This window comes from Nocardia fusca NBRC 14340 (assembly GCF_001618425.1).
Taxonomy (GTDB): Bacteria; Actinomycetota; Actinomycetes; order Mycobacteriales; family Mycobacteriaceae; genus Nocardia; species Nocardia fusca.
The window spans coordinates 17,282-35,942 of the sequence record NZ_BDCU01000012.1 but is presented as its reverse complement, the minus strand read 5'-3'; the positions used below and the strand labels follow the sequence as shown (position 1 = coordinate 35,942).

At 68.1% G+C, this 18,661-nt stretch carries 17 protein-coding genes; 8 read left to right on the top strand and 9 right to left on the bottom strand.

Annotated elements, in window-relative coordinates:
- The first annotated feature begins 47 nt into the window (after positions 1 to 47).
- Positions 48 to 1,868 (top strand): thiol reductant ABC exporter subunit CydC, encoded by a 1,821-nt coding sequence (cydC, locus tag NF4_RS04265; protein ID WP_063125996.1) that lies wholly within the window; start codon positions 48 to 50, stop codon positions 1,866 to 1,868.
- A gap of 268 nt (positions 1,869 to 2,136) precedes the next feature.
- On the opposite strand, the gene NF4_RS04260 is transcribed toward cydC, so the two are convergent.
- The 6 genes from NF4_RS04260 to NF4_RS04235 all read right to left on the bottom strand — a co-directional run bounded on the left by NF4_RS04260 (position 2,137) and on the right by NF4_RS04235 (position 6,332).
- Positions 2,137 to 2,880, bottom strand: a complete 744-nt coding sequence (locus NF4_RS04260) for a heme-binding beta-barrel domain-containing protein (RefSeq protein WP_063125982.1) — start codon at positions 2,878 to 2,880, stop codon at positions 2,137 to 2,139.
- Between the two features lie 273 nt (positions 2,881 to 3,153).
- The gene (locus tag NF4_RS04255; RefSeq protein ID WP_030522845.1) at positions 3,154 to 3,459 is read right to left on the bottom strand and encodes a DUF1416 domain-containing protein; all 306 of its coding nucleotides are present in this window, start codon (positions 3,457 to 3,459) and stop codon (positions 3,154 to 3,156) included.
- A gap of 5 nt (positions 3,460 to 3,464) precedes the next feature.
- Positions 3,465 to 4,298, bottom strand: coding sequence for a sulfurtransferase (locus tag NF4_RS04250; RefSeq protein ID WP_063125981.1), 834 nt, complete (start codon positions 4,296 to 4,298; stop codon positions 3,465 to 3,467).
- Positions 4,299 to 4,332: 34 nt separating this feature from the next.
- Positions 4,333 to 4,812, bottom strand: a complete 480-nt coding sequence (locus NF4_RS04245) for a DUF4395 domain-containing protein (RefSeq protein ID WP_063125980.1) — start codon at positions 4,810 to 4,812, stop codon at positions 4,333 to 4,335.
- 258 nt (positions 4,813 to 5,070) lie between these two features.
- Complete coding sequence (locus NF4_RS04240; protein WP_063125979.1) at positions 5,071 to 5,526, bottom strand: thioredoxin family protein; 456 nt, start codon at positions 5,524 to 5,526, stop codon at positions 5,071 to 5,073.
- Entirely contained in the window at positions 5,523 to 6,332 is an 810-nt protein-coding gene (locus NF4_RS04235; RefSeq protein WP_063125978.1) for an LmeA family phospholipid-binding protein, read from the bottom strand. Before NF4_RS04235 ends, NF4_RS04240 begins: the two co-directional genes overlap by 4 nt.
- Positions 6,333 to 6,542: 210 nt before the next feature.
- Here NF4_RS04235 and NF4_RS04230 point away from each other — a divergent pair, with 210 nt between their 5' ends.
- The 6 genes from NF4_RS04230 (at position 6,543) to pstB (ending at position 12,405) form a co-directional block, all read left to right on the top strand.
- Positions 6,543 to 7,310 (top strand): winged helix-turn-helix transcriptional regulator, encoded by a 768-nt coding sequence (locus NF4_RS04230; RefSeq protein WP_063125995.1) that lies wholly within the window; start codon positions 6,543 to 6,545, stop codon positions 7,308 to 7,310.
- 11 nt (positions 7,311 to 7,321) lie between these two features.
- Positions 7,322 to 8,230, top strand: coding sequence for a mycothiol synthase (gene mshD, locus NF4_RS04225; protein WP_198165211.1), 909 nt, complete (start codon positions 7,322 to 7,324; stop codon positions 8,228 to 8,230).
- A 301-nt stretch (positions 8,231 to 8,531) separates the two neighbouring features.
- Positions 8,532 to 9,641, top strand: coding sequence for a phosphate ABC transporter substrate-binding protein PstS (gene pstS, locus NF4_RS04220; protein WP_063125977.1), 1,110 nt, complete (start codon positions 8,532 to 8,534; stop codon positions 9,639 to 9,641).
- Positions 9,642 to 9,729: 88 nt separating this feature from the next.
- A complete protein-coding gene (pstC, locus tag NF4_RS04215; protein WP_063125976.1) occupies positions 9,730 to 10,701 on the top strand; it encodes a phosphate ABC transporter permease subunit PstC in 972 nt (323 codons plus the stop codon).
- The gene (gene pstA, locus NF4_RS04210; RefSeq protein WP_063125975.1) at positions 10,701 to 11,609 is read left to right on the top strand and encodes a phosphate ABC transporter permease PstA; all 909 of its coding nucleotides are present in this window, start codon (positions 10,701 to 10,703) and stop codon (positions 11,607 to 11,609) included. The genes pstC and pstA overlap by 1 nt, the downstream gene beginning before the upstream one ends.
- A 19-nt stretch (positions 11,610 to 11,628) precedes the next feature.
- On the top strand, positions 11,629 to 12,405 hold the full coding sequence (pstB, locus tag NF4_RS04205; RefSeq protein ID WP_063125974.1) for a phosphate ABC transporter ATP-binding protein PstB: 777 nt from the start codon (positions 11,629 to 11,631) through the stop codon (positions 12,403 to 12,405).
- A gap of 710 nt (positions 12,406 to 13,115) precedes the next feature.
- Here pstB and phoU read toward each other — a convergent pair.
- From phoU to dusB, 3 genes are all read right to left on the bottom strand, one after another.
- The gene (phoU, locus tag NF4_RS04200) at positions 13,116 to 13,778 is read right to left on the bottom strand and encodes a phosphate signaling complex protein PhoU (protein ID WP_063125973.1); all 663 of its coding nucleotides are present in this window, start codon (positions 13,776 to 13,778) and stop codon (positions 13,116 to 13,118) included.
- 82 nt (positions 13,779 to 13,860) lie between these two features.
- A complete protein-coding gene (locus NF4_RS04195; RefSeq protein ID WP_232330315.1) occupies positions 13,861 to 15,516 on the bottom strand; it encodes an LCP family protein in 1,656 nt (551 codons plus the stop codon).
- 1,092 nt (positions 15,517 to 16,608) lie between these two features.
- Positions 16,609 to 17,757 (bottom strand): tRNA dihydrouridine synthase DusB, encoded by a 1,149-nt coding sequence (gene dusB / locus NF4_RS04190; protein ID WP_084532850.1) that lies wholly within the window; start codon positions 17,755 to 17,757, stop codon positions 16,609 to 16,611.
- Positions 17,758 to 18,006: 249 nt separating this feature from the next.
- On the opposite strand from dusB, the gene NF4_RS04185 reads away from it, so the two are divergent.
- Entirely contained in the window at positions 18,007 to 18,636 is a 630-nt protein-coding gene (locus NF4_RS04185; protein ID WP_063125971.1) for a hypothetical protein, read from the top strand.
- Positions 18,637 to 18,661: the final 25 nt, after the last annotated feature.

Genomic DNA, 18,661 nt, shown 5'->3' with positions numbered 1-18,661 from the left:
GCCGCCGCTGGGCACGGCTACGGCTGCTGCTGCGCGATACCCACCAGATGTGGGATCTGCTGGAGGTATCCCGCCGGCGGCTGGCATTCGCGACCGGGTGGGGCGTCCTGGCCCTGGGCAGTGGGCTGGGTCTCGCCGCGCTCGCTGCCTGGCTGATCGCCCGGGCCTGGCAGATGCCGCCGGTGCTGGACCTCACCGTCGCGGTGGTGGCGGTGCGGGCACTGGGTATCTCGCGCGGTGTCTGCCGGTACCTGGAGCGGCTCGCCACTCACGATGTCGCGCTGCGCTCGATGACCGCCGCCCGCACCTCGGTGTACCGCGCCCTGGCCCGCGCGCCCCTGTGGCTGACCCGCCGCGCCGATATCCCCGGAATCGCCGCGGGTGGGCCCACCGCCCCGACCGCGCCGGGCGGCCCCGGGGTGCCCGGGCGGCTGCGGCGTGGGGACGTGCTGGTGCGGGTCGGCACCGATATCGACGATCTCGGCGCGGTGGTGGTGCGGACTTTCGTCCCGATCGCGGTGGCGCTGGTGCTGGCACTGGCGGCGGTGGGGTTGCTGGCCTGCATCTCGCTGCCGGCCGCCGGAGTACTTATGGCGGCACTGGCCTTCGCCGGAATCGTCGCGCCCTGGCTGTCGGCTCGCGCCGCGGCCGCCGCCGAACGGTCGGCGCGCGCGGACCGCGCCGAATTCGCCGCGCACGCCCTCACCGTGCTCGACCATGCCGCGGAACTGCGGGTCGCCGGGAAGCTGGGTTCCGCGCTGGACACCGCGGCGGCGGCGAACCGGCGGGCGCTGGCCGCCGAGGACCGGGCTGCGGGCCGCAATGCCTGGGCGGCGGCGGCGATCCCGCTGGCCACCGGCGTGACCGTGCTCGCCGCCCTGCTGATCGGGATCATCGTCTACGGTCCCGGCGGGGGCGCGCCGGGCGCGATGACCCCGATGGCGCTGGCCGTACTGGTGCTGCTCCCGCTGTCCGCCTTCGAGGCGACCGGTCCGCTGCCGGCCGCCGCGCAGACCCTCACGGTCGCGCGCGCCGCCCTGCACCGGTTGCGGGCGGTATCGCCCGACCACCGCCCGGAGCCCCTGGAACGGGACGATGAACCCGCCGCGGAGGCCACCGGCCGCGTGCCGCGGGCCACCGGCTCCCGCAAACGGTTCGGCACCGGCGGCTATCCGCATCCGTTCCCCTACGCCGACAGCCGCGCCGACGGAGTCGTCATCGGCTGGGTGGGCGACGGGCAGTGGCAGATCCCGGAGCGTCCGCAGGCGTCCCGGGTCGTGGTGGTCGGGCCCAGCGGCGCCGGGAAGACCACCCTGCTGATGGCTTGGGCCGGTCTTTTCGACGATCCGGACGATCAGGTGCGGTTCTTCGCCGAAGACGCCCATCTGTTCGGTACCAGCGTGCTGGAGAACCTGCGGGTGGCCCGCGGTGATCTCGACGCCGCGACCGCCGAGCGGGCGCTGCGGACGGTCGGCCTGGGGGACTGGCTGGACGGGCTGCCCGACGGCGTGCACACCGACCTGCCGGGCGGCGCCGCCGCTGTCTCGGGCGGTCAGCGCCGCCGCATCCTGCTCGCCCGTGCCCTGGTGTCGCCCGCTCGCGCGCTCCTGTTGGACGAACCCACCGAACACCTCGACGCCGTGGCCGGCGCACAGCTTTTGCGGGATCTGCTCGATATCGACAGCGGCCTGGTCGCGGCCGACCGCGATGTGGTGGTGGTCACACATCAGCTACCTGCCGGGCACCGCGCCGGCCTGGTGGTCACAGTCGATGAATCGGGCCAGGTCCGGGCCGCTTTCGCGGACGGGAAAGCGACCCGTTACGCCCTCGACGAAATTCCGTTGCCGACTACCGCCGGTGGTGGCTAAGTTCGGAGTTACACAAGGAAGGAGGTGATCCCAAGAATGCAAATTCTCAGGACGCGTGAGGTGGCTGCCAGCTGAGCGCTGTAGCCGGCTGTCCTTTCGGATTCCGATCGCTACAGAGCTGAGCGAATCCACGGCAGCCACCCGGCCCCCGAGTCCCCGATCCGTCCGATCGGGATCGGCCGCGAGACCCACCGGTGGTCACACCACGGGCTCGCGCCGATACGGCTCGGGGGTCGTTCTGTATCCGGGGACCCCCGCGGCGCCGGGGTCAGCCGATATAGCGCTGCAGCCGTGCGGACAGGCGCGGCTGCAGCGGGCCGTCGGCCACCACGCGCTCCTCCACATAGGCCAGATCGCCGCCTTCGACGATCCCGTACAGACGTTTGGCGCCGCCCACCACCGCGCCGGTCTGACTGCGGATCACCACATCGGTGGCCAGTTCCCAGGATGCCTGGGTGAGTGCGGTGCCGTAGAAGAGTTCGACGATTCCGGTGCTGTGGGTGAGCAGCAGTTCCAGCACCTCGTCGCTGCCGTCGACCCCGACCCGCCAGAAGCCGGTCTCACGCAGATCCGGCCCGCCGTAGCTGCCGTCGGATTCGATGAACCAAGAGCGCGAATCCCAGCTCAGATAGTCACCGCCGTCGTGGGAGACCACGATCTGCTGCCCGAAGCGATAATCCCCACGCTCGGGATTGTTGCCCTCGCCCTCGCCGCGCCAGACGCCGACCATCGGCAGCAGCGCCAGCATGGCCGGATTCAGATCCGGGCCGAGGCGCAGATTCGCCGTATCGTCGGGCAGCGGGAGGTCCGGGAGCACCGGGATATTACGGCCGCTGGTCGCCTTGGCGCGTTCGACCGCGTCGGCCACCGCCTGATCGCCGCTCAGGGACGACGGAGCATCGGCCGGACGGCCGTTACCGTTCTGGCCGTGGATATCGGCCGGAGGCCTTCCGTTGCTGTTGTCGCTCGCTCGCTCGGCCGGATCGGAACCTTCGCTCGCGAGACCGCTCATGATTCGGTGAACAGCCGGTAGAAGACGTACAGGCCGAACCATCCGATGAGGATCGATACGGCGATCAGCAGAATCTCGAAGAAGAGGACCACAGGCCGATTCTATTGCCCCGCCTCCGGCGAGGCTGGCCGGGGCCCTCGTGACTCCGGCCACGAATGCCGGCCTTCGTCATCGCGCGGCAGCGGCGTGTTGGGCGACGCAGCGGGCAGGGAAACGGGACGGCCCGGGATACACCCTGTGGAGAGGGCGTATCCCGGGCCGTGCGATCCCGTTCTACTTCGAGACGGCGACGTCCAGGTTGTGGATGCCCGGGCCGTCGGGGCGGAGTTCGGCCGTGCCGTTGCCCGCCGAGGAGAGCGCGCGCAGCGTCCAGGTGCCCGGCGCCGCGAAGAAACGGAAGTCACCGGTGCCCGAGGCGACGACCTCGGCGGTGAAATCCCCGTTGCCGTCCAGCAGTCGCACGAAGGCGCCCGCCACCGGCTCGCCGTCCGTGGCCAGAACGCGGCCGGTGATGACCGTTTCCTTCTCCACATCGACCCCGGCCGGAATGGCCTGGCCCTGGGTAGGTGCTGCACACATGCTGGTTATTCTCCCAACTCGATAGGGGCGCCGACGAGCGAGCCGTATTCGGTCCAGCTGCCATCGTAGTTCTTGACGTTCTGGTGCCCGAGCAGCTCCTGCAGCACGAACCAGGTGTGCGAGGAACGCTCGCCGATACGGCAGTAGGCGATGGTCTCTTTGTTGCCGTCCAGGCCGGCCGCACCGTAGATCTCGGTGAGCTCGTCGTCGGAACGGAAGGTGCCGTCCTCGTTGGCGGCCTTGCTCCACGGTACGTTGATCGCGCCGGGGATGTGGCCGGGCCGCTGGCTCTGCTCCTGCGGCAGGTGCGCGGGGGCCAGGATCTTGCCCGAGAACTCGTCGGGGGAGCGCACATCGACCAGGTTCTTGGTGCCGATGGCCGCGATGACCTCGTCACGGAAGGCACGGATGGTGTTGTCCGGCTCCGCGGCCTTGTACTGGGTGGCCGGGCGGCTCACCTCGTCCCGGGACAGCGGGCGCCCGTCGAGCTCCCACTTCTTGCGGCCGCCGTCGAGCAGCTTGACGTTGTTGTGGCCGTACAGCTTGAAGTACCAGTAGGCGTAGGCGGCGAACCAGTTGTTGTTGCCGCCGTACAGGATCACCTCGTCGTCGTTGGCGATCCCGCGCTCGGAGAGCAGCGCGGAGAACTGCTCCTGGTTCACGAAGTCGCGACGAACCTGATCCTGCAGGTCCTTCTTCCAATCGAGCCGGACGGCGCCCTCGATGTGCCCGCCTTCGTAGGCGGTGGTGTCCTCGTCGACCTCGACGAAGACGACGCCGGGGGTCTTGAGGTTCTCTTCGGCCCAGTCGACGGAGACCAGGACATCGGAGCGAGCCATGTTTTCCCTTTCAGTGGTGACAGCGGATCGGTGTTCAGTTCGATGCGAGGGATTCGGACAGGGTGTTCGGGCGTAGCCGGGTGACCAGCGGATAGAGCTTGCACCCGAGGCAGATGCCGAACGCGGCGTTGAGGAACGCCGCGAACAGGGCGAACCCGGCGAACAGCGCGCCCACGGCGGTGCTGCCGAGAAGGAAGCCCAGCAGGCTCACCGCGGCGAACACGAACCCGAGCAACTGAGCGAATCGTAACGGGGCGGTCGGTTCGGTCTCGGTGACCGGGCCCAGGCGCGGCGCGACGAAGCGCGCGTAGACCAGGCCGTACGGGTGCCGGCGCGGCTCGAGCCAGGCGCCGAGCGCGAACACCAGCGTCTGGGCGGCGACCAGCACGGTGGCGGCGGTCGGAGCGAACGCGCCGAGTAGCAGGATCAGGACCAGGACGCCGGTGGTAACCCAGGCGACGAAACGGGGACCGCGGATATCGACTCGGCTGACGACGGTAGTGGTAGTGGACATGAACAAAGCTCCTGCGCTCGAACTTTTCGGCGGAATTCGGCCGGTTCGCCGGGGGATGAAATCGCTCGCGCGGACGAACCGTGGTCGGCGTCAGGAAAGAAGACCCGACCGCTCAGCGGCACAGGCAGCAACAACCACCGAGGCGGCACAGGTCGACTGTGCGGCGACGGGTGAGCATCAGCTCGCGGTGGTGTTGCACAGGGGGCAGTCTACCCAATAACGCCGCCGTGCGTGCAGTCGGGCGTCCTGGAGCTCAGCTCAGCCGGCGGCCGAACCGGCCGTCAGCGGGCCGAGCGCGCTGCGCAGGTCGCTGGTCTTGGGGACACCGGAGATCCGGAACCGCTCCCGGCCCTCGGCGTCGAATACGAAGGTGGTCGGTAGCGACAGGACGTTCAGGGCCCTGGCGAGCGCCGGGTCGGCGTCGATATCGATTTCGATATCACGCGGCGGCCGCGGGGAATCGGCCAGATCGCCGGTGGCGTCGGCGACGACCCGGCGTACCGCCGCGCAGGGACCGCACCAGTCGGCGGAAAAATGCAGCACCGCGGGCCCCGACCCGGTCACGCCGGCGGCGACGAGCAGATCGTCGCGCGGGCCGGTGTCGCGGTCCAGGGTGACCGGGGCCGACCGCACCGCGCCCTCGCGCCGGCGCAGGTACAGGCCGACGGCCAGCCCGGCCAGCAGCATTACCGCCAAAATGGTGATCTCGATCATGGGCGCCGCAATCTGTTCAAATCGATCGTCACATCTCTACCCCGGCCCTCGACCACGATATGGCCGCCCAGGGCGGTCACCTCGGTGGGTCGGATACCGAACGGCAGTTCCTTCGTATCGATGGTACGGGTGAACATCGCCAGCACCGCCGGGATGTCGGCGTCGTCGACGACCGGCTCGGAGGGGACCGGCGAGATCTCCTCCGAGTACAAACCGGTGGCCACGATCCGCACCTGATCGCCGTCGAGCAGCAGATCGGCCGCGATGCTCACCCGTTCCCCGGCGAAACTCGCGCCCTGCTGCCCGCTCGGCGCGGACGGCAGCGTTCCGGTCAGCACCAGCGCGCCCGCCGTGGTCATTCCCGACCCGCCGGAACCGCCGGTGCCGTCGGATTTGTCCGCGGGCCGGGAATGGACCTCCAGATCCGGGATACCGAACAGGCGGCCCAGTTCGGTGGGCGCGACCCGCATCCGGACGTCGACCTGCTCCACCGGTACGTTGCGCACCCGCCCGTCGACCAGATCGCCGAGCGGGAGGTTCATCCCCAGCAGAGTTGCCTCCAGGCCGATCTCGCCGGGGATATCGGGCCGGACGCTGTCGGCCTTGATCTCGATATTGTCGTAGCGGCCGTCGAGCGCCTGCCGCAGGAACGGGAAACCGTGGAAGGTGACCTCGGGGTCGGCGCTGAGATCTGCGCCGACCTTCAGCGACCGCGATACGCGGTACTCCGAATATGCGGCCGCACCGAAATCGACGACCACTGCCAGTCCCGCCAGGCACAGCAGTCCGATGATCAGCTTCCGCATGGCATGCACCCTAGTGGACGCCGGCCCGGACCCCCGGGGTCTGGTTGCGGCAAATGGCCGGGGTTGACAGGGCCCCGACCCGCTGCGCCGCAGGCGACGCAAATAAACACAGCTCGACGCGCTAATCTTGCAGCGATTACAGATGGATGAGCAACGTGGCGACGGCGACGAAGCTGGCTTTCGCGTAGCTACGAGATGGGAGGAGTGCTTGTGGAGCTGCTCCTGCTGACTTCCGACCCCGACCCCGAATCGGTTCTACCCTCGCTGTCGCTGCTCGCGCACAATGTGCGGCCCGCGCCCACCGAGGTGGCGTCGCTACTCGAGGCGGGTACCGCCGATATCGCGCTGGTGGACGCGCGCTCGGATCTGGCGGCGGCTCGCGGGCTGTGCCGGCTGCTCGGCAGCACGGGCTCGTCGGTCCCCGTGGTCGCCGTGCTCACCGAGGGCGGGCTGGTCGCGGTGAATGCCGACTGGGGTCTCGACGATATTCTCCTGCCCAGTACCGGGCCCGCGGAACTGGACGCCCGGCTCCGCCTGCTCGTCGGCCGGACCGGCGGTTCGGCCAGCCCGGAGAACTCCGGGAAGATCACCCTCGGGGAGCTGGTGATCGATGAGGGCACCTATACCGCGCGGCTGCGCGGGCGCCCGCTCGACCTGACCTACAAGGAATTCGAGCTGCTGAAGTACCTGGCCCAGCACGCGGGCCGGGTCTTCACCCGCGCCCAGCTGCTGCAGGAGGTGTGGGGTTACGACTTCTTCGGTGGTACCCGGACCGTCGATGTGCACGTCCGGCGGTTGCGGGCGAAGCTGGGCAGTGAGTACGAGTCGTTGATCGGTACCGTGCGCAATGTCGGGTACAAGGCGGTGCGTCCCGCCCGTTCGAACAACAAGAACGACTCCGATGCCCGGTCCGCGGGTGGCGACAAGGACGGGACCGAAGAGGATTCGATGGCACCGGTCAACGGCACGCTCCAGTGAGCCCGGCCGATATGGGTGAGTACGAACTGCAGTGGCACGAGCGTCCCTCCGCCGCCCGCGCCGGCCAGGTGAGCGCGCTGCTCGACGCGGCGGCGACCGCCGACGGCGTCGCCCCGGTTTCCGAACAGGTCCTGCTGGGCCTGCGCCGGGAATCGCCGGCCCGCCACCTGCTGGCCGTGGCGGGAGACGAGGTGGCCGGGTACGCGAGTCTGACTCCGGCGCACGGCGAGCACCCCGCCATGGCCGAGGCGGTGGTGGCCCCCGAATGGCGCGGGCGCGGGATCGGTGGCGATCTGGTGGCGGCCGCGCTGGCCGCCGGCGGGCCGGGAGCCCGGATCTGGGCGCACGGGAAACTGCCCGCCGCGGAGGCGGTGGCGCGGCGGCTGGGGCTGTCGGCCGCGCGGGAACTCTGGCAGATGCGCCGCCCGCTGGCAACTCCTGAGCTACCGGCTGTCGAGGTACCCGACGGGCTCGTGGTTCGCGCCTATCGCGGCCCGGCCGACGACGCCGAGCTCCTGCGGGTCAACAACGCGGCCTTCGATTGGCATCCTGAGCAGGGCGGCTGGTCGGCCCGCGAACTGGAAGAGCGACGCGCCGAATCGTGGTTCGATCCGGCCGGACTCTTCCTGGCCTTCGATGCGCAGGAGCCGCGACGGTTGCTCGGATTCCACTGGACCAAGATTCATCGTGACGAGGATCCCCCGGCCGGTGAGGTGTACGTGGTCGCGATCGATCCGGCTGCCCAGGGGCGCGGACTCGGTCGGCTGCTCACCCTGATCGGCCTGCATCACCTCCGCGATGCCGGACTGGGTGAGGTTCTGCTGTACACCGAGGCGGACAACACGGCCGCGGTCCGCACCTATCGCGGGCTGGATTTCGCCCCGGCGCATATCGATATCGCCTACTCGATACCGGCCTGAGACCGCGGAACCGGACGGTTACCGCCCGGGGCCGCGACTCTTACGTCCGGGCGCTGGAAGGCCGCAATCCGGTATGCGCGGAGTAACAGCGCGGCAAACATCACACATATCGGACGTGTTCGCGCCGCCCTGTTCACCTTCCGTTCACTTGCCCTGGTCCAGCTGTCTACCGACGCGCCCTAGTTTGATTCTGGGCGGCAGTGGGTCGCCCGGTGTGCAAGTTCCCCGCGAACGGCCGCACCACGACACGCGCCCGGGCCGGTGAGGGACCGGGCGAGTAGGACGTATCCGGAGGACTGGAGTGAAGTTCAAGCGCAGCAGCGCCCTCGTCGGTGTGATCGCGGCCGTGACCCTGCCGCTGGCCGCCTGCGGCAGCGACGACAATGCGTCCTCGACCGGAGTCGAGGCCAACGCCGACGTCACCTGTGGTGGCAAGGAGGCCCTCAAGGCCAGCGGCTCCTCGGCGCAGAAGAACGCCGTCGAGCGTTTCACCGCCGCCTTCGAGACCAACTGTGACGGCCAGACCCTCAACTACACCTCGAGTGGTTCCGGCGCGGGCGTCAAGGAATTCCTCGGCGGCCAGACCGATTTCGCCGGTAGCGACTCCCCCCTCAGCGAGAAGAAGGGCGAGCCCGCCGCGGCCGCCGAGCGCTGCGCTTCTCCCGCGTGGAACTTGCCGACGGTGTTCGGCCCGATCGCCATCACCTACAACATCGACGGCGTCACCGATCTCGCGCTCGACGGCCCGACCGTGGCCAAGATCTTCAACGGCACCGTCAAGACCTGGGACGCCCCGGAGATCAAGGCGCTCAACGAGGGCAAGCAGCTGCCCGCCGAGCCGATCAAGGTCGTCTACCGGTCCGACGAGTCCGGCACCACCGACAACCTGCAGCTCTACTTGGACTCCGCGTCCGAGGGTGCGTGGGGCAAGGGCGCGGGCAAGGTCTTCAACGGCGGCGTCGGTGAGGGCACCCAGGGCAACGAGGGCACCTCGGCCGCGGTGAAGAACACCAAGAACTCGATCTCCTACAACGAGTGGTCGTTCGCCAAGTCGCAGAACCTGTCCGTGGCCCGGATCATCACCTCCGCCGGTCCCGAACCGGTCGAGCTGACCTCCGAGACCGCCGGTAAGGCGATCAACGGCGTGAAGATCAAGGGCGAGGGCAACGACCTGGTGCTCGACACCTCGTCGTTCTACAAGCCCACCGAGGCCGGCTCCTACCCGATCATCCTGCCGACCTATGAGATCGTGTGCTCCAAGTACGCCGACGGGGCGACCGCGACCGCTGTCAAGGCATTCCTGACCTCCGCCGTCACCAACGGCCAGGACGGTCTGGCGGACAACGGTTACGTGCCGATCCCGGAGGAGTTCAAGACCAAGCTGACCACGGCGATCAACGCCATCTCCTGATAGCGCGAATATGACAGTCAACCCAGAGGTAGCCTCGGCAGGCTCGTCCAGCGCGACGGGCCTGCCGAAGGCGGGAGTCCCCGCATCAATGTCGAGCCATCCCAGCAAGCCGCCGCTAGGCGGTGAAAGTCGCGGTCATGGCAGGCGGGCCGAGTTGGTGTTCAAATCGCTGGCGACCACCGCCGCGGCGATCATCGTGGCCTCCATCGCGCTGATCGCACTGTTCCTGCTGATTCGTGCGGTGCCTTCGCTCCGGGCTGACGAGGTGAACTTCTTCACCAGCGCGGAGTTCAACACCGGTGACGCGGACAATCTCCGCTTCGGTATCCGTGACCTGTTCATGGTGACGGTGTTGAGCTCCGCGTTCGCGCTGGTCATCGCGGTGCCGATCGGTGTCGGCATCGCGCTGTTCCTCACCCGCTACGCGCCGAAGCGGCTCGCCCGCCCCTTCTCCATGCTGACCGATCTGCTGGCCGCGGTGCCCTCGATCGTGTACGGACTGTGGGGCCTGCTGGTGCTGGCGGAGTATTTGAAACCGGTCCAGGAGTTCCTCAACGGCAACCTCGGCTGGTTCTTCCTGTTCTCCGACGGCAATGTCTCGATCGGCGGCGGTGGCACCATCTTCACCGCCGGCGTGGTGCTGGCGGTGATGATCCTGCCGATCATCACCTCGGTCTCGCGTGAGGTCTTCGCGCTGACCCCGCCGGCGCATATCGAGGCCGCCCAGGCCCTCGGCGCGACCAAATGGGAGGTCGTGCGGATGACCGTCCTGCCCTACGGCCGCAGCGGTGTGATCGCCGGTTCCATGCTCGGTCTGGGTCGCGCTCTCGGTGAGACCATCGCCGTCCTGCTCATCCTGAAGATCTCGGCGGCCCCGGGCACCTGGTCGCTGTTCGACGGCGGCTTCACCTTCGCGTCCAAGATCGCCTCGGCCGCGGCCGAATTCAGCGCGCCGCTGCCGACCGGCGCCTATATCGCGGCGGGCTTCGTGCTCTTCGCGCTGACCTTCGTCGTGAACGCGCTGGCCCGGCTCGCGGCAGGCGGAAAGGTGAACGGCTGATGACCACCACCACGACCGGCCTCGACAAGCCGATCAAGGCGCCGACCTTCCGGGATGTGAGCACGGCCCGCAAGATCAAGAACAACATCGCGACCGCGGTGTTCGCGCTGTGCTTCCTCGTCGCCCTCATCCCCCTGGGCTGGGTGCTCTGGATGGTGGTCAGCAACGGTATCGGTGTCGTCATGTCGCTCGAGTGGTGGCAGAACTCGCAGAAGGGGGTGCTGCCCGATCAGACCGGCGGCGGTGTGTACCACGCCATCTACGGCACCATCGTGCAGTCGGCGGTGGCCGCGGTCATCGCCGTACCGCTCGGCATCATGGCGGCGGTCTATCTGATCGAGTACGGCACCGGCCGGTTCGCCAAGGTGACCACCTTCATGGTCGATATCCTCGCCGGCGTCCCCTCCATCGTCGCGGCGCTGTTCATCTTCGCGCTCTGGATCGCGACCCTGGGTTTCCCGCAGAGCTCGTTCGCCGTGGCGCTGGCCCTGGTGCTGCTGATGCTCCCGGTGGTCGTCCGCAATACCGAGGAAATGCTCAAACTCGTCCCGGACGAGCTGCGCGAAGCCTCCTACGCGCTCGGCATCCCGAAGTGGAAGACGATCGTGCGGATCGTCATCCCGACCGCCCTGCCCGGCATGATCTCCGGGATCCTGCTCGCGCTGGCCCGTGTGATGGGCGAGACGGCGCCCGTGCTGGTGCTGGTCGGCTACAGCAAGGCGATCAATATGAACATCTTCGACGGCAATATGGCCTCGCTGCCGCTGCTGATCTTCCAGGAATTGAAGAGCGCCGAGGACGCGGGCCGGCAGCGGGTGTGGGGTGCCGCGCTGACGCTGATCCTCATGATCGCGGTGCTCTACCTGGCGGCCGCGGCTGTCAACAAGCTCCTCACGCGGAACCGATAAGGGCGGAAACGGAAAACAGATGGCCAAGCGGATCGACATCAAAGACCTGAACATCTTCTACGGCAAATTCCACGCCGTCGCCGATGTGTCGCTCAACGTCTTGCCGCGCAGTGTGACCGCCTTCATCGGTCCGTCGGGTTGCGGGAAGTCCACGGTGCTGCGGTCGCTGAACCGGATGCACGAGGTGACTCCGAACGCCAGCGTTTCGGGCGCGGTCATGCTCGACGGCGAGGACATCTACGCCTCGCAGGTGGACCCGGTCGGCGTGCGCCGCACCATCGGCATGGTGTTCCAGCGGCCGAACCCGTTCCCCACCATGTCCATTCGCGACAATGTGGTGGCCGGTCTCAAACTGCAGGGTGTGCGCAACAAGGGTGAACTCGACGAGGTCGCCGAGCGTTCGCTGCGCGGCGCGAACCTGTGGAACGAGGTGAAGGATCGCCTGGACAAGCCCGGTGGCGGCCTCTCCGGCGGTCAGCAGCAGCGTCTGTGCATCGCGCGCGCCATCGCAGTGTCCCCGGATGTGCTGCTGATGGACGAGCCCTGCTCGGCCCTGGACCCGATCTCCACGCTGGCGATCGAAGACCTGATCACCGAGCTGAAGAAGGAATACACGATCGTCATCGTCACCCACAATATGCAGCAGGCGGCGCGGGTGAGCGATAAGACCGGATTCTTCAATCTCGAGGCCCAGGGCAAACCGGGCCGGCTCGTAGAAATCGACGATACCGAGAAAATCTTCTCGAACCCGGGCGAAAAGGCCACCGAGGACTACATCTCCGGCCGTTTCGGCTGAGCCACCGGCGGCACCGACGACGAGAAGCCCGCGGGAACGATTCCCGCGGGCTTCTCTGTATGCGTCGTACCGGCCGGAATCCCTCGTGTCGCCACCGAACCCGCAGCTGCCGCTGCACTGCCCGCCGCACGTGAGTCGCGACGAGTTGTTGTTTCTCGCAACATGTTTCGATATCCTGTGTGATGCAGGGGGGAGAAAATAGCACGACCTCTGCGAAATCTATTCGAGCGAAAGAGGATTCGTGATGGCAGTACGATTACTTACCAGTGGATTGCTCGGTGTGGCCACGATCTTGGCCTCGACGTTGCTCGCCCCGCAGGCTGCGGCTGTGCCGACAGACCCGTGCAATGAGCATACCGTTGGCAACACTCGCCATGAGGGCACGACGAAGTGGCTGTGCTACTCACATGGCCAGGGCCGGTACGAATGGATCGTTGTCAACTAGCGATACCGGCTCCGGTCGAAATCTGCGCTGTCGACAACTGGCAGTCCGTCGGCACGTAACCAAACTCCAATAATCGGCCCCGCCCGATGCCACGCGGGTTTCAGCGACCTCCGCAACGCCCAGAAATTCTGGGTGTTGCGGAGATCGTGGTTTCTATATCGGGCGGCTACGACTCCCGCGTCTACCTCACCGGGGACGGTCCATCCCGGCCGACGGCAGGCCGATCCGACCGTCGCGGAATCCGGCGGCCGAACCTGGGCCCGGGCTATACCTCGGCGTCTTCGTCGGGCGGAAGTACACCGGTGACCAGGAAAATTACCCGGCGGCCGATTTCCACGGCGTGGTCGGCGAAGCGCTCGTAGTAGCGACCCAGCAGGGTGACATCGACCGCAGCCGCCACCCCGTACTTCCATTCCCGGTCCATCAGCAGGGTGAACAGGTGGCGATGCAGATCGTCCATCGCCTCATCGTCCTGATTCAGCTGCGCCGCGCGCTCGGGATCGCGGGAACCCAGCACCTCCTTGGCGCCCTGGCCCATGCTGACCGCGATCCGGCCCATCTCGGCGAAGTAGCCGTTGACCGCCTCGGGGAGGGCGTGATTGGGGTGCCGGCGGCGGGCCACCTTGGCCACGTGCAGAGCGAGCGTACCCATCCGGTTGACGTCGTTGACGATCTGGATCGCACTGACGACCTGCCGGAGATCGCCGGCTACCGGGGCCTGCAGGGCGAGCAGCGCGAACGACTTCTCCTCCGCGTCGGCGATCATCTCGGCGATCCGATCGCCTTCGCTGATGACCTGCTCGGCAAGCGGCAGGTCGGCCTGGAGCAGAGCCTGCGTGGCGCGATCCATGGCCGAACCGGCAAACCCGGCCATCTCGCCCAGCAGGTGGGCGAGATCGGCCATTTGCTCGTTGTAGATGACACGCATGAACCAGAAGACTAGTTGGCACTACTGTCCACGTCACCAACACGGGGTGAATAACCCGGTAGGCGGCCTGTTCCCGCCTGAGTTACTGGGCGGCGCAGGGATCGTCTCCGGCGTTCACGTGCTCCAGGTCGGTGGGCAGTTCGACCGGCGATGTGCTGGTGGGCGGCACATCGGTGATGGGGCTGCCGACCGGGGTGGGCTCGTTCACCACTTGCTGGTAATCCTCGCCGAGGACGAGTTCGACAATGCTGCCCAGCGACTCGTCGAGCTGTATGGTCGCGCCGGGAATCGCGCTCGCGACCGTGGCAGCCTCGGCCTCGTGGCCGGCGGAGTAGCGGACCTTCGTCTCGGTCGAGTTCCCCTCCGTGTAGTTGTCGTAGTTGTAGATGTTGAAACCGACATTGGCCATCTGGCTGGCGGTGGAACTCGCCAGGCCGGCGATTCCCGAACCGTTGGAGACCAGCAGCGACAGGGCGCTTGGATCGACCGCGGTGAGCGACGGCGGCACCGGTGCTTCGGAGGTCGGGGGTGGTGCGGGTGCGGTCTTCTCTCCCGGCAGTGGCTGATCGTCGCGGATCGCCTGGAAGATCGCCTGGATATCGGAGGTGCGCGGGATCTCGTTGCCGTAGGAGGTGGTGCCCGCGGTGGGGACCGTCAAGAAGGTCACCGCTCCCGACTCCAGGTCCTGCAACGATCGGCCGAGCATCAGCAGGTCGTTGGGTTGGACCCCGTCGACGAAGGTGGCCTCGGTGAATGCCTTGATGAAGCCGTTCAACTTTCCGGGATCCAACAGGACTTTTCCGGACAGCGCACCGCGCAACAGCGAGGCCAGGAATTTCTGTTGCCGGTTGATCCGGTCGTAGTCGCTGCGCTCTTCCCCGTAGACATGGCGTGCGCGTACGTAGTTCAGGGCCGTGGCGCCGTCGATGCGGTGGCGGCCTGCCTCCGGAATGATGGTGCCGAGCACCCCGTCTTCGAGCGGCTTGGATACACACACCTCGACACCGTCGACCTTGTTCACCATCTGCTCGAACCCGGCGAAGTCGATCCCGATGAAATGGTTGATCGTGCTGCCCGTCAACCGCTGGATGGTGGACAGCAGGCAGCGAGGACCACCCCGCGCGTACACGGCATTGAGCTTGTCGCTCATGGCCGAGGGGAATACGTCCTCGGTGTAGCCGTTCTGCTCGTTGTTCCAGCCTTTGCATTCGGGCCGGGAGACATCCAGGTCGCGCGGGAAGGAGACGACCACCACGCGCTGCCGGTTCTGCGGGATGTGCACCAGCATCGTGGTGTCGGCGCGTGCACCCTCGGCATCCTCGACGGTGCCGGCGCCGACATCACCGTTGGCTCCGGCGCGAGTATCGGTGCCGACGATCAGATAGTTCTCGTCACCGAGCTGGGCTTGGGCATCGATGACATCGTCATCGTTCTCGGCGAGGGCGGACACCTGGGTGAAGCTGTTACCTGTGGCGCGCAGGTAGCTCCAGCCACCACCGGTGATCAGCAGTGCCAGGACGGAGAAGAAGGCCACCCCGGCGCGACCCGCGATTCGGAGCCGCCTGTTGCGCTTGCTCTCGGGGGTCTGCCGTCGTTTCGGCTTGCCGATGGTTTCCGGGGCGGCCGGTCCCGAGGTCGGCCAGCCGGCGGTATCGGTCCGGCCACTGATCCGGGAATCGGTCTCGTCGAGCGGGTCGAGAATATCGGTGACCATTTCGGCGGGGTCCGCGGCTACCACGGCCGCGGCTTTCGCATTCTTGCCACGCCGAGGTGTGCCGGATGATTGCCGGGACCGTTTCGGTGCCGCTTCGCTACCGGGTCGCGGGCCGCCTCGGGCGGGGTCGGGTTGCTGTGGAACCACGGTGGTCGGATCGCCGGGCTCGCCCGGCGGCGGTGCGGCGGGATGCTGTCCGGTCGGCGGACGTTTCGACGGATCCGGGGTGGGCTTGGCGGGCGGCGGCACCGCCGCCCGGTTGCCGGTCGGCGGACGGGACGCGCTCGGGCGGGGCGGCATCTCGCCGCCGGGGCGGCCGGGTGAGCGCCCGGGCTGCTCCGGGCCGGGCCGCTGCGGGGGGGCGGGCGGCTGGTTGCGGGCTGCGGGGGGTTGCGGCCGGTCGGGACGACGGGGCGGCGGCCCCGTGGGCCGACCCTCCGCCGGACCTGGTTGCGCGGCGGGAGTCGAGCCGGTGGAGGGCCGGCCCGGCGTGGGTGTAGCGGGACGTTGCGGGGGAGCCGGCGGCCGATTCGGCCGCGCTGCGGGTGAACCGCCGGGACCGCCCTGCTCCGGCCGGGGGCGTTGTTCGGCGCCGGGCTGCGGTCCCGGACCCGGCGGGCGCGGCGCGCGTCCCGGGGGCGGGCCGTCCGGTGCTCCGTGTCGGGGCGCGTCGCCCTCGCGACGCCGGACCGTCCGCTCACTGTCCACCCGGTCGACCAAATCCTGGACCGTCAGCGGCCCGGGGTTGGCGGGCGGCTCCGGCTGCCGCGGCCGGCGAGACCCTCGCGCGTCGTCCATTTCGGGGGACTCTCCCGCGGGATACCGCTCCCACGGTGCGCGACCTCCGGGCCCTGATGATCGCCCGTGCCGATCGTCACCCACCAATGAACCTCGCTTTTCCGCAACTCACTGCCGACGCAACCGTGCTCGAAAGGCTGCGCGGGATTCCGCAATGATAACGATTTCGCCACTGAGAGCCACTCGGACATTACGAGAGGGCAGCAAAAGCGGTAAATGCTGAGATGTTGCCCGCAGTTATGTTTGCACGCGCATACGACGGTTTCGCGGCGTGTCGAATCGGCGTGTCGAATCGGCCGGTGCCCCGCTGTGGATAATTCAGCCGCCGCTGTGCATGACATCGGCCGCGGCCGGGACGGTCCCGTCCTCGGGATCGTCCAGCCAGCCGTGCGGAAGCGCGACCTTGCCCGGCGAACCCTGCCGGCCCCGGGGGCCGCCGGCGTCCGCCGGGAACGGGACGGTGGGATCGAGCTGCTCGATGAGCGTTTCGAGTTCGGTCAGCGAGGAGACCGTCGCGAAACTGCGCCGCAGCTCCGCGCCCAGCGGGAAGCCCATGAAATACCAGGCCATATGTTTGCGCAGATCACGCATGCCCTTGTCTTCGCCGTGGTGCTCGGCGAGCAGTCCGGCATGGCGTGTCAGGATCGCGCCCACCTCACCGAGGGTGGGCGGCACCGGCGCGGGCTCGCCCCGCAGAGCGGCACCGAGTTCGGCGAACAGCCAGGGCCGGCCGAGGCAGCCGCGCCCCACCACGACCCCGTCGCAGCCGGTCTGCGCCATCATCGTCACCGCGTCGGCGGCACTGAAGATATCGCCGTTACCGAGTACCGGGATCGTGGTGACCGCCTCTTTCAGGCGTGCGATGGCCGACCAGTCGGCGGTTCCGGAGTAGCGCTGCGCGGCGGTGCGCGCGTGCAGGGCGACCGCCGCCGCGCCTTCGCTCTCGGCGATGCGGCCGGTATCGAGGTATGTCTGATGCTCGTCGTCGATTCCGATACGGAATTTCATGGTCACCGGCACCCCCGCCGGTTCGGCGGCCCGGACCATCTCCCGGACGATCCGGGCGAACAGATTGCGCTTGTAGGGCAGGGCGGCGCCGCCCCCGAGCCGGGTCACCTTGGGTACCGGGCAGCCGAGGTTCATATCGATGTGATCGGCCCAGCCCTCGCCGACGATGATCCGGACGGCTTCGCCCAGAGTGGCCGGGTCCACACCGTAGAGCTGCATCGACCGCGGTGATTCGCCTTCGTCGAACGCCATCATGTGCAGCGTTTTCTCGTTGCGTTCCACCACCGCGCGCGCGGTGATCATCTCGCAGACGTAGATCGCGGTCGGGCTGCCGAACTCCCGGCAGAGCTTGCGGAAAGCCAGGTTGGTGATACCGGCCATCGGCGCGAGAACAACCGGCGGATCGACCGGGTAGGGGCCGATCCGCAGACGTGTCTCCTGCTCCAGCTGTGTTTGCACAGTGTTCCATTTTCCCTCGAGCGTCCGGGCCCGGTCACTGTCGGGTGCCTCACCGCGCGACAGCACGCCGCCGGAGGTCCTTTCGGCTGCGTCGGTGACCGGCGTGGCGAGCCCCGCGGGGTAGCTGCGGGTCCGGTCCGGCCGGGCGTTAGCCTCGTGAACGCCGGACCCGCCGGCCGCCCGATTTCCGCTGGATACACCGCCGGGGCCGCTGCCCTGATCGGGAGCAATCGAAAGAGGACGACATCCATGGCCGAGAACACCGACGACGCCGGTCGCGAGCCGGGGGAGACCGCCGGTGGCGCGGGCGAACCCGTCGCCACCCCCGCGAAACCGGCCCCGGCCGAATCCCGCCCGGGCACGGTGTCCATCCAGGTTTCCAGCCTGATCCGCGGCGCGGTCGTGGCGGTGCTCGCCGTGGCGGCGATCGTCTTCGCCGTGCTCTATTTCACCGCACGAGGCGAGTTGGCCGATCGCGACGAGCGCGCCGCGGCCGACATCCATGCCGAGCAGCTGGCCACCGAGTACGCGGTAGGCGCGGCCACCGTGAACTTCAAGGATCTCGACGCCTGGATCGCCGCCCTGAAGAAGAACACCAGCCCTCAGCTGGCGGGCAAGTTCGACGAGACCGCGCCGAAACTGGAGCAGATCCTGGTGCCACTGCAGTGGACCTCGACCGCCGCCCCCATCACCGCGAAGGTCATGTCCGAACAGGACGGGGTCCGCAAGGTGAACGTCTTCGTGAACGTGACCTCGACCAACGCCCAGAATCCGGACGGAACGCAGACCACGGTCACCTACACGGTGACGGTCGACGAGAACTCCGGCCGGCAGATCACCGATGTGGGCGGCGTGGACGGTGCCCTGCCGATGAAATAAGAGGGGTCGCGGGGGCCGCCCGTGA

Bases quoted from the DNA above. Each gene is read 5' to 3' on its own strand.
- cydC (WP_063125996.1), top strand. From the start codon at position 48: ATGTGGGATCTGCTGGAGGTATCCCGCCGGCGGCTGGCATTCGCGACC.
- NF4_RS04260 (WP_063125982.1), bottom strand. From the start codon at position 2,880: ATGAGCGGTCTCGCGAGCGAAGGTTCCGATCCGGCCGAGCGAGCGAGC.
- NF4_RS04255 (WP_030522845.1), bottom strand. From the start codon at position 3,459: ATGTGTGCAGCACCTACCCAGGGCCAGGCCATTCCGGCCGGGGTCGAT.
- NF4_RS04250 (WP_063125981.1), bottom strand. From the start codon at position 4,298: ATGGCTCGCTCCGATGTCCTGGTCTCCGTCGACTGGGCCGAAGAGAAC.
- NF4_RS04245 (WP_063125980.1), bottom strand. From the start codon at position 4,812: ATGTCCACTACCACTACCGTCGTCAGCCGAGTCGATATCCGCGGTCCC.
- NF4_RS04240 (WP_063125979.1), bottom strand. From the start codon at position 5,526: ATGATCGAGATCACCATTTTGGCGGTAATGCTGCTGGCCGGGCTGGCC.
- NF4_RS04235 (WP_063125978.1), bottom strand. From the start codon at position 6,332: ATGCGGAAGCTGATCATCGGACTGCTGTGCCTGGCGGGACTGGCAGTG.
- mshD (WP_198165211.1), top strand. From the start codon at position 7,322: ATGGGTGAGTACGAACTGCAGTGGCACGAGCGTCCCTCCGCCGCCCGC.
- pstC (WP_063125976.1), top strand. From the start codon at position 9,730: ATGTCGAGCCATCCCAGCAAGCCGCCGCTAGGCGGTGAAAGTCGCGGT.
- pstA (WP_063125975.1), top strand. From the start codon at position 10,701: ATGACCACCACCACGACCGGCCTCGACAAGCCGATCAAGGCGCCGACC.
- pstB (WP_063125974.1), top strand. From the start codon at position 11,629: ATGGCCAAGCGGATCGACATCAAAGACCTGAACATCTTCTACGGCAAA.
- phoU (WP_063125973.1), bottom strand. From the start codon at position 13,778: ATGCGTGTCATCTACAACGAGCAAATGGCCGATCTCGCCCACCTGCTG.
- NF4_RS04185 (WP_063125971.1), top strand. From the start codon at position 18,007: ATGGCCGAGAACACCGACGACGCCGGTCGCGAGCCGGGGGAGACCGCC.